Here is a 12,788-nt window from a genome sequence, read left to right on the forward strand (position 1 = left end):
AGCCAAATGTAACCAAATACTGCTTGGGATTCGGACCCTTGCGCGCGAGGATTCCGACGGCGTCCGCTGGCGACATCCGGCCGATTGAATCAGCCGTTCTGGGCTCCGTCGGCGTCCTTCATTGCCATCCACAGCAAGATTGCTATATCGGCAGGTGGCGGGCCTCGGCCGTCAAAACGGTGCCGGCAATACGGGTCCCAGCCACGCCACAGCCGCAGCGTCGGGCGGCATCTCTCGCAAGCGCTCGTCGCGCAACAGTTCCGCGGCCACCTCGTCCAACTGCTCGGGATCAATGGTGCGCCACTGTCGTTGCAGCCGGTGCGCACAGACGGCAATCCAAATTTCGCGGCCCATGAGAACACTGTCGCTTTATCCAGTGTTCTTGCCAAGTGCGCGCAACCGTCTCCATCGATGCCGTCGAGAGGCTCGACTTGCACGCCATCCAAGCCGATCCGGTGAGCGGCGAGCTACGGGTGCAGCGTTGGGGCTTCAGCAACCGCATGGCGGGCGCTGCTCGGCCCCGATGGCGAGCGCTACATGCTGCCGGTGCTGGATAAGGTGCGCCTGCTCGCGATGAACGACCGCGGCGTGCTGCTGGGCGGCGTCGAGTGCTTCCCTCCGAGGGGTGCGAAAGGGAACGGGCCGATGTATCCGCAAACGTGGTGGTGCTTGCTGCGTAGCGGCCCCCGCGAAGACTGTCGGCGATCCCGCGGAGGCGCGTYGCCTGGAACGTGAGCGTGAGGCGCGCGAGATCAGCAAGGCGATCAACCGCTGCTACGCGGCGCGGAAGTTTCACGCCCTGACGCGAGCTCGGAGCGGCGCGCTACTCATTGGAGCACCCTGCAGTTGCCGAACTCGCAACGGATCGCGATCGAGTGGCCGTTGCTGCAGGGCACGCTGTAGGTCTCGAAGCCGGGGCCCTTGGCACTGAGGCTTGCCAAGGGCTGGGCGGCGCAGGCTCGGTTCTTGGCGAGCTTCTCGGCGTTGTAGGTGTCCCGGCCGGTGGGCCTAGATGCAGGCATGTGTGCGACCGGCACAGCTTGCGTTTGCGCTTGCGTGGGCGCGGCGCCGGTCACAGCTTGCGGGCCGTACTCGGCCTCCGGCGTGTTCGGTGCTGCGCATCCTGCAAGCAGTGCGATCGCGGTAAATGAACAAATGATCATCCGCATCGTCTACTCCTCGTTGCTAGGTCGCATCGTAGGGCAATCTGCGGAAGCACGCGAGATCGGGAAGACGATCAACCGATGGCCGACTCGCCGCGGTTCGTTCACGCCGTAGTTTCGACAAATGGGCAAAGCCCGTCCGGGAGGCATCAGGTCGTCGAGGCTTCGCGCTCGATGGTCAAAAGGCGGTGTGCCAGCGCATCAAGTCGCCAGGCCGCAATGTGCCCGCACCTGGGGTCCCTTCCGCTTTGCACGCCGACTACGCCGTAGTCGAAGGTCTTTCCATCCTCGGCGAGCCTGATGAGGGTCCGGTCTTGGCCGATCTGAGTGGTAGGTCGGCCCGCTGCGAAATGCGGCTTCCGCTGCAGACTCGACGTTGTGCACCATGCAGCGATCGCGCGAGCTCGACCAAAACTGAGCAACTCGCGCCCAGGTTTCCGGCCCCAATCAATGACCGTAGTGCCAAATCGACATTTGCGCTGGTGTGCCAAAACGCACATCCAGCCGGGTGCGTCCACGCAAGAATAGGGGCCCGCATTCGGAGAACGTGATGCAGTGGCCTTCCATCGCCGAGATCAGCCGACGTGCTCCTTTGCCGGGCTACCGTTACGAACTGCTCGACCGACGCCAGGTCTCAGCACTTATCGCGACGCTCCAAGCCTGGTATCCGAGCATCGCGGTCGGCAGCGCGGGTTGCCATCTGCGTGAGGACCTCTACCTGCGGAAAGTGTGCCTGGAAGACACGCCTGAACGGGACGCGACACGGGAGGCAGCGCCCCGATCAAGGTCGATTCGCGCGGCTGCGCCGTCTCCGGCGCCACTCCCGCGGCGCTGGTGGCGTACGAAAGCGCGCTTGCTGCGACGCTGGCCTGGCAACGGAGCGTCGAAGCGCTTCGATGTCGCGACGCAGCCCGCGCCAGGAGATTGAAATGCCGTTGGTGTTTCCCATCGTGCTGCCGTCGATTGGCCGTTCATCCGAGTTGAGCCATGAGGCAGGGGATGCACCGCTTCTCAGGAGACGACCCATGACACGCATCCATCAGGAAAGGTCGCGGATCTCAGCGACCCCGCGGGCGAATGCCAGCGCCACCACGCCGGATCTGCGAAAGGCGCTGATGGCGCTGGTCGTCGCCATCGCCGCTTTCGCGAGCGCGATCGTAGTCGTCTTGATTCCGCAACCGGTTCCCTATCCGGCGCAGGTGCCGCTCGCCTGCAGCGTGGCTCAGGCGCATCAATCACCCGAGGTCGCGATGGCGCGGCGCGTGAGCGGCCCTTCAAGGAACACCGATGACATACCCGAACCCTCATGTGCGTGAGGCAGGCGCCGGACCTGGTGTCGTGTGTGTCCATTCGAACGCGAGTACTTCGTCGCAGTGGCGCGCATTGATGGATTGCCTGTCCCCGCACTTCCACGTCTTCGCGCCGGACTCGCTTGGCGCGGGCCAAAGCCCTGCGTGGCCACGGGATCGGATCGTGACGCTGAGTGACGAGGTGACGTTGCTGGAACCGGTGTTCGAGGCGGCTGGATCCCCGTTTTCTCTTGTCGGCCACTCGTACGGCGCCGCGGTGGTGTTGATGGCTGCTCTGGCCCGTCCGAGCTGCGTTCGCGCTGTCGCGATCTATGAGCCGACGCTCTTCGCGCTGCTCGACGAAGAAAATCCCGGGCACGAAGCCGCGAGCGGCATACGTTCTGCTGTGGCTGATGCGGCCCGCGCAAACGAGGCGCACGACCATGTGGGTGCGGCCCAGGTATTCATCGACTACTGGATGGGTCCGGGGAGCTGGAGCCGCATGCCCGCCGCTCGGCAAGCGCCGGTCGCGGCATCCATGGTCAATATCGCAGGCTGGGCTCGCGCTCTGTTTTCGGAGCCTACGCCATTGCGGGCGTTTCGCGCGTTGGAGATTCCAGTTCTGTACATGGTGGGGGGGAAGTCGCCCGCCTCGTCGCGGGGGGTGGCCAGGCTTCTAACGAACACCCTTCCCAATGTCGACGTCCTCGAGTTTGGTGATTTGGGTCACATGGGTCCCGTGACACATCCGGAGGTGGTCAACGACGCCGTGGCGAACTTTCTCTCGCGCAACGCGTTGGTCCACAGCTCACATTGTTGATGTCAGCCTGAGTCCGCCAACTTCAACGATCAAGTCCAAGGCAAGCCAGTCACCCTCCTTGGGAACGAAACGGGCGACGTCGTGATTGATGTTGGCAGCTTCGAACTTCGAACGACAAGGATGGGCGGGCCCGCAAGCGACATCCAACCGCCAAGAAGGCACAAAGCCGCCGTTCGCCAGTTCGAGGGTGGCCAATCGCGACCTCTCCACCCACGGCCTGCACAAGAGTCGTGACGGCGGTCACTGCTGATCTTGTCTGTCGCCATCTTCAGGCGCCGACGCGTGCCGCCCGGAGCTAAGATTCGCTTCCAATCCGGCGTCGCTCACATGAACAATCGCTTCGCATCGCCTTGCGTGGAACTCTTCCGCCTTGCGGCGTCGCTGTGGTGTGTCGCGGTGCTTATCATGGCCCTCGCGGCCGCTCCAGCGCTCGCCGCTCAGCCGTCCCGCAACGTCCTCGTCCTCAATTCGGACAGCAACGTGCTCCCCGGCCTTGCCGTGTTCAACGAGTCGCTCGTCATGGCGCTCCGAGCCGACTACGGCCCCGAAGTCGAGCTCTCCAACGAGTTCCTGGGTCTGGATGAACCGCGGCCAGCAGGCTACGGGGATGACCTGGTGGAATTCCTGCGCAAGAAGTACGCGGAGACGCGGTTCGATGCGGTCGTGACTGTCCGTGGCCCGGCACTCAAGTTTTTGCTGGAGCACAGGGACGAGTTTCTCCCCAGCGTTCCGGTCGTGCACGCTTGGATTGGCAAGCAAGAGCTTACCGGCCAGGAGCTGCCGCCGGACGTGGTCGGTGTACCGGTCGAGCTTCAACCCGAGAAGACGATCGAATTGGCGCTGCGGCTCCATCCACGCACGCGCCGCGTTGTCGTGATCACGGGCACCTCGACGTTTGATCGCGGCTGGGAAGCGCTGCTGCGCCGCGCTTTCAAGCCGCTCGAGCCACTCGTCGAGTTCGAATTCTGGGCCGGGCTGCCAATGCCCGAGATTCTCGACCGGGTGCGGCGCCTGCCGGTCGACTCCATCATCTATCTCCCCGGCCTGAGGCAGGACGGTACGGGCCAGCGGCTTGTAGCGCAGGAGGCCGCGACCGAGATCGTCTCCATATCGCCTGCGCCCGTCTATGGCAATGCCAGCAACTTCCGCGAGGTGGGGACAACGGGTGGCTACATTGCTTCGATCGAAGAGATGGCGCGGCAGACGGCCCAGCTTCTGGCGCGCGTGATGCGCGGCGAGAGGCCGGAGGCGCTGACGCCGGTTGCCGCGGTCCCGAACGCCTACATCCTCAACATGCATCAGCTGCGTCGATATGGATTCGACGAATCCGCCATTCCGCCCGGCGCCATCCTCAGGTACCGCCAGCCAACGCTTTGGGAAGCCTACCGGTGGCAACCGCCATGACTGCGAATACGGCTGCAATGAATGCCAGTTGACCGGCCTCCACGCCGACGTTGAAGCACTGCAAAGCCAGCAGGATGTCCACTTGCGGCACCGAACGGCTACAAGATTGATGTCCGCCAGGTCGTGCAGAAGAAGGTCCGCGAGATGCAGACCAAACTCACCAGCGAGCAGGAGAAGCTCCAGCAACTCATCAAAAAGCTTGAGGGCGAATAGAGCAACTTACTGACCTCGCACACGAGCCGAGCCTGGCAGCCTGACATCTCTTCTATGAACGCCTCCTTCGACAAGATCCTCTTTTGGTGCTTGATAGGCACCGAGGCGGCGGGATCGCAGACCATCATGTGGGATGGAATTCCTATCTATCGGCGGTTGCTCTCGCCCGGAACGCAAGGGGCCGAACCGATGGATTTTGTTCTGACTGCCGTGGTGGTCATCGTCATGCAGGTAGCTCATTGGCTTGCATTTCGGCTGCGACCCCGGCTGCAATTCCGACGCAACGTCCTGCTGGGCCACGTGCTGGTGTTCATCGGCGAGCTGAGTCTGTTCTTTGTCAGTGCCCTCGCCGTCGTCATCCTGTTTGATCGCGGCGCGGAACTCGACTTCGTTCTTTGGAAGATCCTGCTTCTCGTGGCGATCCTCTTCGCCGTCAGCTCCTACAAGTACCAACTCAGCAAACTCGGCGAAAGCATCATTGACGGGCCGGCCGATGTCACGGCGAAAGGGAGTTCGAATGCAACTCGATGACCAATCCCTCAAGCCCAATCCGGCGCCGATCCCCCTGACGGTGCTCACCGGCTTTCTCGGCGCGGGCAAGACGACGCTGCTCAATCGCATTCTCAACGGCGATCACGGACTTCGGGTCGCGGTGCTGGTGAACGACTTCGGGTCGATCAACATCGATGCCGAACTTATTGTCGGCATCGAGAGCGAGGGGAACGTCATCAGTCTCGCCAACGGCTGTGTCTGCTGCAGCATCCGCGACGACCTGGTCGCTGCGGTGATGCAGGTAGTGACGCGTGACGAGAGCCCCGAATACATCCTGCTGGAGGCCAGCGGCGTGGCCGAGCCGTCCGGTATTGCGTTGACGTTCATGGACGAGGACATGCGGGACCGCATCAGGTTGGACAGCATCATGTGTGTCGTGGATGCGGAGCAGATATTTGCCGCGCCGGAGATGATGGAACTGAAGCTTCGCCAGGTGGCATTCGCCGACATGCTCATCCTCAACAAGGTCGATCTTGTCACCCCCGAGGAGATCGAGCAGATCAAGGCATGGCTCGACGACCGGTTCTATCGCTATCGTCTGGTCCAGGCAACCCGAGGTGAGGTGCCTCTGGAAATCCTGCTGTCGGTCGGCCGGTTTGATGCCGCTCGACTCGATGCCCCACCTCCAAGCGCGGAGTTCGGCCATCCCCCCGACTGTGATGATGCCCTTTGCCGGCATCACCATCACGGTCATCGAACCGATCACTCGCAGGTTTTCAGGACGTGGAGCTACGAAACCGAGGCGCCGCTTTCGATGAAAGCGCTTCGGGAAGCCGCAAGCCGGCTCCCGGCCAGCATCTACAGATGCAAAGGCGTGGTCCGAACTTCGGAAGTGCCAGGCCGACGGGTCATCCTTCAGGTCGTTGGCAAACGAGTCGATATTGCGCTCGGCGACGAATGGAATGGCAGAGAAGCCCGGACTCGGATAGTCGCCATCGGTGCACACGATGGCGTGAATGGGGCTTCGCTTCGCGAAGTCTTTGACAGATGCTGTGATAGAGCTCCCAGGACGGAAAAAATCGCCCTGTGCTGATGGCCTTTGAGCATCTCGGGATCGCGAGTTTGGACCGGCGTTGGTTTGGTCGCCATGCCATGAGCGCCGTGCGGAGACCTGCAGCTGCGCAAGTCGCGCGAATGGTGGGTCGCCCCGAAGCAGACGCTGGCGGACGTCTCCTTGTGGCCCGAAGGAGCGGCTCAGTATTCCGGCTGGTCCCAGTCACTCGAACACAGGCCTAAAGAAGCTGCGCTCATAGCTAATGATGCAACGCGTGTCTTCTGCATATTTGAATGCGTCTTGGCACTCTGAATCATTGGCGGACGTCGCGCGGTACTTCTCGTAAGCCGCAAGACTTGGAAAGGTGAACATGGCAAGCGCGATATTGTTCGCTCCTTCCGATGGCAGGAAGTAGCCGTGATGCCGCCCGCCGAACTTCTCGACGAGCGGAATCCAGAGCTTGCCGTAGTGTTCGAATTCCTTCAGCTTGAACGGGTCGATGACGTATCGGAGGTAGCAGGTGACCATTTGACAATTAGAGATTGAACTGTTCAGGGGCGGGCCCTGCGAGTTCGAGCTGGATGTGAACAAATCTTAGCCGACCCGCACAGGCCCGCTTCTGGCCGAACCCGGCGGTTCGGGACGCCAACCTCGACGGCTACTCCCGCTGGCCGCTACGACCTGTCGTGCGTACGAGGCACAATCGCGCAGCGCGCATCGGATTTTCTGAGCGCGGATTAGATCCCCTCGCAACCTCGAGTCCGTTGAGCGGAGGATGCCCATGAGCCAATCAGGTAGCCCGGACATCGTTTCGCCGGCGCTCGCGGCCCTGTCGCAGATGGTCTACGGCGTGCAGACGGCCCAAGTGATCTATGTCATGGCGAAGCTGGGAATCGCGGACCTGCTCAAGGAAAGGCCGAACGACGTTGTCAGATCGCGACTACCACCGGGGTTAGGGCAAGCCTGATCAAGCCACTGTTTTTTGTTGAACAGTGGTGATGGCTTGCCGGGGACGTGAATTCCGACGTTTCCACTGCTCTCTGATCGATTGTGGGGCGGATTTCCATCTCAATCGGGTCGTTCTGACCCTGACTGCGAGCTGTTTGCCCGCTCCTGGTTCGCTATGCACGCATTTGTGGCAACAGTACTCGCCTCGCCAGATAGATGTTGGCCATCGCCAGCGTCACAAACGCGCGCGTCGCGTTCTTGGCCAGTCCGCGATACCGAACCTTGTCGAAGCCCCACAACCGCTTGACCACCGCGAAGACATGTTCGACGCGCGCGCGAATCTTCGACTTGTTGCGGTTCTTAGCCTTCTTCACTTCATCGACTTCGCACCCCGCCTTGCGTGTGCGCTGGTTGGTGAAGTCCAACGCGTTCGGCGCCTTGCCTCGAATCAGCTCCTTCTGGCTCGCATACGCACTGTCGCCGTAGACGCGGCGCTCGTTGCCGTGCAGCAGGTCAGGCAGCGGATGCTTGTCGTGTACGTTGGCCGCCGTCACCACGGCGCTGTGCACCAGCCCGCTCTGGCTGTCCACGCCGATGTGCAGCTTCATGCCGAAATGCCATTGCCTTCCCTTGCGCGTCTGGTGCATCTCGGGGTCTCGCGCCTTGTCTGCGTTCTTGGTCGAACTCGGTGCGCCGATCAGCGTTGCATCCACGATCGTCCCGGTCTTGATCTGGATGCCGCTGGACTGCAGCACCTGGCCCACTTCGTCAAACAGCTTCTTGCCCAGGTCGTGCTTGTCCAGCAGATGCCGAAACTTCAGCACCGTGGTCTCGTCGGGCACCCGCTCGACGCCCAGGTCGATGCCCACGAAGCGGCGCAGGCTGGCAATGTCATACAACGCCTCCTCGACCGCGTTGTCGGCCAGATTGAACCAGTGCTGCAGCAGGTGAATGCGCAGCATGCGCTCCAGTCCGATCGGACGGCGCCCATTGCCGGCCTTGGGATAGTGCGGCTCGATCACTGCGCACAACGCAGCCCACGGAACGATGGCGTTCATCGCGTCCAGAAAGTCCTCACGCTTGGTGCGACGGCGAAATCGCTCGAATCCCGCACCCTGGTCCGCCGCCATCGCCAATGTCTGCTGCTTCATTTCCGGCACTCACGCTGTTGACTATGCCTTCAACACAGCAATCGCCGGGCCAGGAGACTTGATCAGTCTTGCCTTAGCGCGGCGGTGTTGCAACGTATCTTCAACTTCCTGGTGAGCCGCGGTCTGCTTGGGGGGATCTGGGGGACGTGCACCAGGGCGCGCTTTTCAACGCAGAGGTCTTGTTTCCTCTGTGGGGCGAGCTGCTTCACGACGTCTGGCGAATCGGCCGCCAAGAGAGTTTTTGGCCAGCCGCTGTACCGGCACCTGGCCCAGCACCCTGAGACCCGTGCACTGTTCGACCGCACGATGGCGAGCGCGGCTCGGCACAGGCATCGTCCCGCCGTCGCCGCCTATGACTTCTCGCGTTTTCGCACAATCATCGATTGTGGGCAGCGGCAACGGCGCATTGGTGATTTCGATTCTGCAGGCCTGTCAGGGGCCACGCGGGATCGTATTCGACTTACCGGCTTCGGTTGAGAGTGCGCGGCAATACATCGAAGCCGCCGGCCTGGCCTGAGCGATCGTTGTTCGGCGATCGGCGGCGATGCGCTCGAGGGCTTGCCTGCGGGCGCGGATGCATACGTCCTTTCCAATTTTCTGATCGACATGGATGACGACCGGGCCCGTGCGATTCTCAGTCGCTGCCGGGCCGCTATTGCTGACGGGGGGACCTTGCTTCTCATCGAGTGGGTTATGCCGACCGCCGACGAAGAACCCGATCCCTACCGCTCGTGGGACACCGCCTCGATGGACCTCATCATGCTCGCCGTCTGTGGAAGTGGCGGAGGCCGCGTGCGGACGTCGGGGGAGTTTCGAGAGATCCTTCAGGCATCCGGCTTCGTACTAAAGCGCATCTTGTCGACCAGTGCTGCCGTCAGAGTCATCGAAGCGCTCCCAGGATAGTCGCGTCAGCCAGCAAAGATTGAATCCGCTCGGTGAGATCGCCTTTCCGGTGAGTTTTTCATCTGGCGCGGATTCTTGCCGTTGGCGCGAGTTCTGGCTGTCATTGCCTTCACGGTGGGCGTCACCGTCGCGGCTGCACGCGAATGCGGCATGCGTTCGCCCAATATCGTATCTGCGCGCCGAACTTCCGCAGTGGGCCCGGAGCCGACTCTCGAACAAGATGTCTCTCGTGAAGAGATCCGAGGCCCTGAAGAGGTGTTCACGGCCGGGCTGATTGCGACTGCGAACTAGCGCCCGTCAATCGGAAGCGCCCAGCGCCTTCATGTGCGCCACGATCGCCTCGATCTGCGCGAGGTCGAACACCCCGTTCAGGATCACCGCCCCGGTGTTGAGCACGTCCAGCTCCTTGATCGACCTCTCGACCTTGGGCAGCGGGAATTCCTCGGCCACGCGGACCTCGTGGTTCCTGCGGGCGATGCGCTTCGGGTCGGGAGGTTTGCGGGACATGTCCAAGGATAGCGGGAGGGTGAGGTGTATGCCGATGTGCCCGCCTGACGCCGTTCAATTGCGCCTCGGCGTCCGTTCAAGAAGTCATGCGGGATCTGTCCGCGCAAGCCGCGTGCTCACCTGAACTGAACAAGGTTCGCTCCGAGTTCGGATCGCACTTGACGGCGCGTTGCGGAGTGGAGCGTCGGATATACCATTCACTTGTCTATGGATCCGCTCTACAAGAAAGCCATCGCGCAAGGGGTTGCGGGGATGGCCGTATTCGCTGCCTTCATTTTCTTGCCCGCGGGCACGTGGCAATACTGGCAAGGCTGGCTCTTTATCGCAGTCTTTTCCGTCTCGACCATCGGCTTCACCGTCTATCTCGCCCTCCGCGACAGGCCGCTTCTCGAGCGCCGCATGAATGCCGGACCACAGCACGAGAAAGAATGGTCGCAGAAGATCATCGTGTCGCTCATCATCCTCGCGTTTTTTATTTTTATCATCCTGCCTCCTCTCGATTACCGATTTGGCGTCTCGCCGGTGCCCGCATACCTGTCCTTTGTAGGGAATATCGTGATCGTATTGTCATTCCTCTTCATTTTCTGGGTGCTGAAGGTCAATAGTTATGCAGCAGCCAACATAAGTGTCGCGGATGATCAAAAAGTGATCGACAGCGGCCCCTACGCGTATGTGCGTCATCCTATGTACGCTGGCGCGGTCTGGCTTTTCATCGGCATGCCGCTTGCACTCGGCTCGTGGCTCACGATCTGCCTCGTCCCGCTCATCCTGCCGGTGCTTTTCTGGCGGCTTCTTGATGAGGAAAAGATCTTGCGCCGCGATCTTCCCGGCTACAACGAATATGCAAGCCRTGTGCGTCATCGTCTAATTCCGTATGTCTGGTAGGAAATGGGGCCAGCCATTACAAGAATTCGGTGCGCCGTTGGTGTAGAGCATTGGGTCATTGGCAACATTCGCTCTGTGGCCAAGCAGATCGATGGGTCGAACGACCGCAATTGGCCGCTGGCCGGTCCAGCGCAACAACGATCTGACACCGGCTACCTGATCAAATCTGTCACTACAGATTATGCGATGCGTAACTGTGCAACTGATGCCTTTGCATCTCCGCCACTTATGTCCGGAACGATTCTTAGTTCTAACGTCGTCACGTCGGCGAGGTCGACCGCATAGTCTTCAAACTCGCGCGTCACGCCTGGCGGGCTGAAGTTGTATTGCTGACGCACAATCTCCCGGTAAGATTGACCGCCATCCGGCGACCACCGCAGCACGAACTCTTGCGTGCGCGCCTGCTGATCTTCGTGAAACAGTACTTGAATACGCCTCACCCTCAGCGACTCGTCGAACAATAGGCGGATCGTTTGCTCCCCGGCTTGTGCCGCCCGCCAGCCCAAACCGGCGCCGGATACCAGCGCCGCCTCGATCGGGTTGGCTTGGTCCTCGGACGTCAGTTCAACTTCCGCCAGGCTTTGCAAGTCTAGCCATCCTTGATCAGCGGCTACGACATTTTGAGAATCTTGATTGATTATCCGCTTGCGCATTCGCCCTCCTCTTACACCTTTCTGTCCGCACGTCGAACATTTCAATGCTACTTCTCTGCTAGTAGATCTCCAAACTTGGACGGGTCACGAAGATTGGACTCAGGGGAGTAATGGCTCTGCCGGTGCGCTCGAACGACTGCTATGGACACATTTTCGCGCCCAGCGCGAACAACGGGTCGTGGCCGATTGTTGCCGGTCGAGCGGTCAGTGAGCACACGCTTCGTGATCTGGTCTCCGGGCTGGCGACCACGAGTCCCCGCGTTTCGGACGGCCCGCACGCCCTGCCCCACCCTGCTTGCGCTGTTTCCTCATTCGGATCAACCACTTGCGTGCGCCGCCGTCAAAATTAGACCTTAATCTTGAAGGAATCTCGGTCTAACTATGAACGAGCTCATTTGGAATGAGTTCCTTCCGAACTGGCTCTCTTGGGATCTCGCTTCTAAGACAAAGAAATTCCGGGTGAATTGATCGTTCGCGACGAACACCGCCGCTTTCGACGCGCCTCGGTCGACCCACGCCGACGTGGTGGATGCCACCGCGTGCCACAGCGGTGGGTCCCACCCAGCTTTGTTTCGATTATTGCTTCGCTGCGCAACAATGACCGCAATAATGCTCTTGACGCTCTCCCGCCATGCCCGTTCTCACCTGGAGGGATCATCCGTGCAGGATTCTTCCCTTTGGAACTGAGTTCCTCCGAGATTGTCACGCCTCGAAGGCCAGGAAAATCAACGACTTGCGCGCCGAGGTTTCAAAGTTGGGCGGCCTCGTCCTTCAAAGTTAGGACGCGGCGAGGAGGTTCGGGCCTGCGCGACACTGAAGCAGGGCGATTCGTACTCCACCTGTACTCGGAAGAGCGCGTCCGCGCTCCGCGCGGTGCCTGAGAGCCTTCTCAGGTCTTCGCCGACTTCTTCGGCGCTCTACTCGCGGCCTGAAGGGCCGCCGCCTGCGCGGCGTGCTTCTCGGCACGCGAGGGCCTGTGGGCCTTGCCAGCCTTGGCCTGCTTGGGCTCCTTGGGCTCCTTTTTTGCCTTGGGCTTATCCTTGGCCTGCGCGTGGTGCGTCCTCACCAGCTTGTCGATGGCCTTCGCCCTCGGCTGCTGCGCTTGCGCTTGGCGCTTCGCACGCTCCTCCTTGAGCAGGCGGCGCTCCTCGGCCAGCGCCTGTTCTGCTTCGGACGGCTCATGGTCCGCCCCCAGCGAGTGGACGCGGTCCATCTTCGCCTTGTGAAGCATCGCGCCGTTCTTCGCGATGCGGCGGGTCAGCGATGCGATGCGAATGGGCATGTTGCGATCCTCATGGTGGGTGGA

At 61.4% G+C, this 12,788-nt stretch carries 16 protein-coding genes and 1 pseudogene; 8 read left to right on the forward strand and 9 right to left on the reverse strand.

What is annotated here, in order from left to right; translation table 11 throughout:
- Positions 1-171: 171 nt before the first annotated feature.
- Both AC1DY5_RS21645 and AC1DY5_RS21650 read right to left on the reverse strand, forming a co-directional pair.
- Positions 172-354 (reverse strand): hypothetical protein, encoded by a 183-nt coding sequence (locus AC1DY5_RS21645; protein ID WP_478114630.1) that lies wholly within the window; start codon positions 352-354, stop codon positions 172-174.
- A gap of 473 nt (positions 355-827) precedes the next feature.
- Positions 828-1,169, reverse strand: coding sequence for a hypothetical protein (locus AC1DY5_RS21650; protein WP_478114632.1), 342 nt, complete (start codon positions 1,167-1,169; stop codon positions 828-830).
- A 923-nt stretch (positions 1,170-2,092) separates the two neighbouring features.
- Here AC1DY5_RS21650 and AC1DY5_RS21655 point away from each other — a divergent pair.
- Both AC1DY5_RS21655 and AC1DY5_RS21660 read left to right on the forward strand, forming a co-directional pair.
- Complete coding sequence (locus tag AC1DY5_RS21655) at positions 2,093-2,479, forward strand: hypothetical protein (RefSeq protein WP_478114634.1); 387 nt, start codon at positions 2,093-2,095, stop codon at positions 2,477-2,479.
- Positions 2,451-3,272: an alpha/beta fold hydrolase gene (locus AC1DY5_RS21660; protein WP_478114636.1), complete on the forward strand. Its 822-nt coding sequence runs from the start codon at positions 2,451-2,453 to the stop codon at positions 3,270-3,272. The genes AC1DY5_RS21655 and AC1DY5_RS21660 overlap by 29 nt, the downstream gene beginning before the upstream one ends.
- On the opposite strand, the gene AC1DY5_RS21665 is transcribed toward AC1DY5_RS21660, so the two are convergent.
- Positions 3,261-3,467, reverse strand: coding sequence for a hypothetical protein (locus AC1DY5_RS21665; protein ID WP_478114638.1), 207 nt, complete (start codon positions 3,465-3,467; stop codon positions 3,261-3,263). The genes AC1DY5_RS21660 and AC1DY5_RS21665 overlap by 12 nt on opposite strands.
- Before the next feature lie 132 nt (positions 3,468-3,599).
- On the opposite strand from AC1DY5_RS21665, the gene AC1DY5_RS21670 reads away from it, so the two are divergent.
- Entirely contained in the window at positions 3,600-4,676 is a 1,077-nt protein-coding gene (locus AC1DY5_RS21670) for an ABC transporter substrate-binding protein (protein WP_478114639.1), read from the forward strand.
- On the opposite strand, the gene AC1DY5_RS21675 is transcribed toward AC1DY5_RS21670, so the two are convergent.
- Positions 4,624-4,767, reverse strand: a complete 144-nt coding sequence (locus tag AC1DY5_RS21675) for a HupE/UreJ family protein (RefSeq protein WP_478114640.1) — start codon at positions 4,765-4,767, stop codon at positions 4,624-4,626. The genes AC1DY5_RS21670 and AC1DY5_RS21675 overlap by 53 nt on opposite strands.
- Positions 4,768-4,943: 176 nt before the next feature.
- Here AC1DY5_RS21675 and AC1DY5_RS21680 point away from each other — a divergent pair, with 176 nt between their 5' ends.
- Both AC1DY5_RS21680 and AC1DY5_RS21685 read left to right on the forward strand, forming a co-directional pair.
- The gene (locus AC1DY5_RS21680; protein ID WP_478114642.1) at positions 4,944-5,420 is read left to right on the forward strand and encodes a hypothetical protein; all 477 of its coding nucleotides are present in this window, start codon (positions 4,944-4,946) and stop codon (positions 5,418-5,420) included.
- Positions 5,407-6,474, forward strand: coding sequence for a CobW family GTP-binding protein (locus AC1DY5_RS21685; RefSeq protein ID WP_478114644.1), 1,068 nt, complete (start codon positions 5,407-5,409; stop codon positions 6,472-6,474). The genes AC1DY5_RS21680 and AC1DY5_RS21685 overlap by 14 nt, the downstream gene beginning before the upstream one ends.
- A 183-nt stretch (positions 6,475-6,657) precedes the next feature.
- On the opposite strand, the gene AC1DY5_RS21690 is transcribed toward AC1DY5_RS21685, so the two are convergent.
- Positions 6,658-6,963, reverse strand: a complete 306-nt coding sequence (locus AC1DY5_RS21690; protein WP_478114645.1) for an NIPSNAP family protein — start codon at positions 6,961-6,963, stop codon at positions 6,658-6,660.
- Positions 6,964-7,216: 253 nt separating this feature from the next.
- Between AC1DY5_RS21690 and AC1DY5_RS21695 the strand changes: the two genes are divergently transcribed.
- Positions 7,217-7,402: a hypothetical protein gene (locus AC1DY5_RS21695; protein ID WP_478114647.1), complete on the forward strand. Its 186-nt coding sequence runs from the start codon at positions 7,217-7,219 to the stop codon at positions 7,400-7,402.
- 154 nt (positions 7,403-7,556) lie between these two features.
- Here AC1DY5_RS21695 and AC1DY5_RS21700 read toward each other — a convergent pair whose 3' ends face one another.
- Complete coding sequence (locus AC1DY5_RS21700; protein WP_478114648.1) at positions 7,557-8,534, reverse strand: IS5 family transposase; 978 nt, start codon at positions 8,532-8,534, stop codon at positions 7,557-7,559.
- A 513-nt stretch (positions 8,535-9,047) separates the two neighbouring features.
- Between AC1DY5_RS21700 and AC1DY5_RS21705 the strand changes: the two genes are divergently transcribed.
- Positions 9,048-9,437 (forward strand): methyltransferase, encoded by a 390-nt coding sequence (locus tag AC1DY5_RS21705; RefSeq protein WP_478114656.1) that lies wholly within the window; start codon positions 9,048-9,050, stop codon positions 9,435-9,437.
- Between the two features lie 297 nt (positions 9,438-9,734).
- On the opposite strand, the gene AC1DY5_RS21710 is transcribed toward AC1DY5_RS21705, so the two are convergent.
- The gene (locus tag AC1DY5_RS21710) at positions 9,735-9,944 is read right to left on the reverse strand and encodes a hypothetical protein (protein ID WP_478114650.1); all 210 of its coding nucleotides are present in this window, start codon (positions 9,942-9,944) and stop codon (positions 9,735-9,737) included.
- Positions 9,945-10,151: 207 nt separating this feature from the next.
- Here AC1DY5_RS21710 and AC1DY5_RS21715 point away from each other — a divergent pair, with 207 nt between their 5' ends.
- Entirely contained in the window at positions 10,152-10,829 is a 678-nt protein-coding gene (locus tag AC1DY5_RS21715; protein ID WP_478114652.1) for a methyltransferase family protein, read from the forward strand.
- 179 nt (positions 10,830-11,008) lie between these two features.
- Here the strand turns inward: AC1DY5_RS21715 and AC1DY5_RS21720 are convergent, their stop codons facing one another.
- Together AC1DY5_RS21720 and AC1DY5_RS21725 are read right to left on the reverse strand one after the other, a co-directional pair.
- Positions 11,009-11,482: a hypothetical protein gene (locus tag AC1DY5_RS21720; RefSeq protein WP_478114654.1), complete on the reverse strand. Its 474-nt coding sequence runs from the start codon at positions 11,480-11,482 to the stop codon at positions 11,009-11,011.
- 889 nt (positions 11,483-12,371) lie between these two features.
- Positions 12,372-12,788: pseudogene (locus AC1DY5_RS21725) on the reverse strand (hypothetical protein); the annotation flags it as partial.

It is taken from the genome of Variovorax sp. P4_D9, from assembly GCF_056401695.1.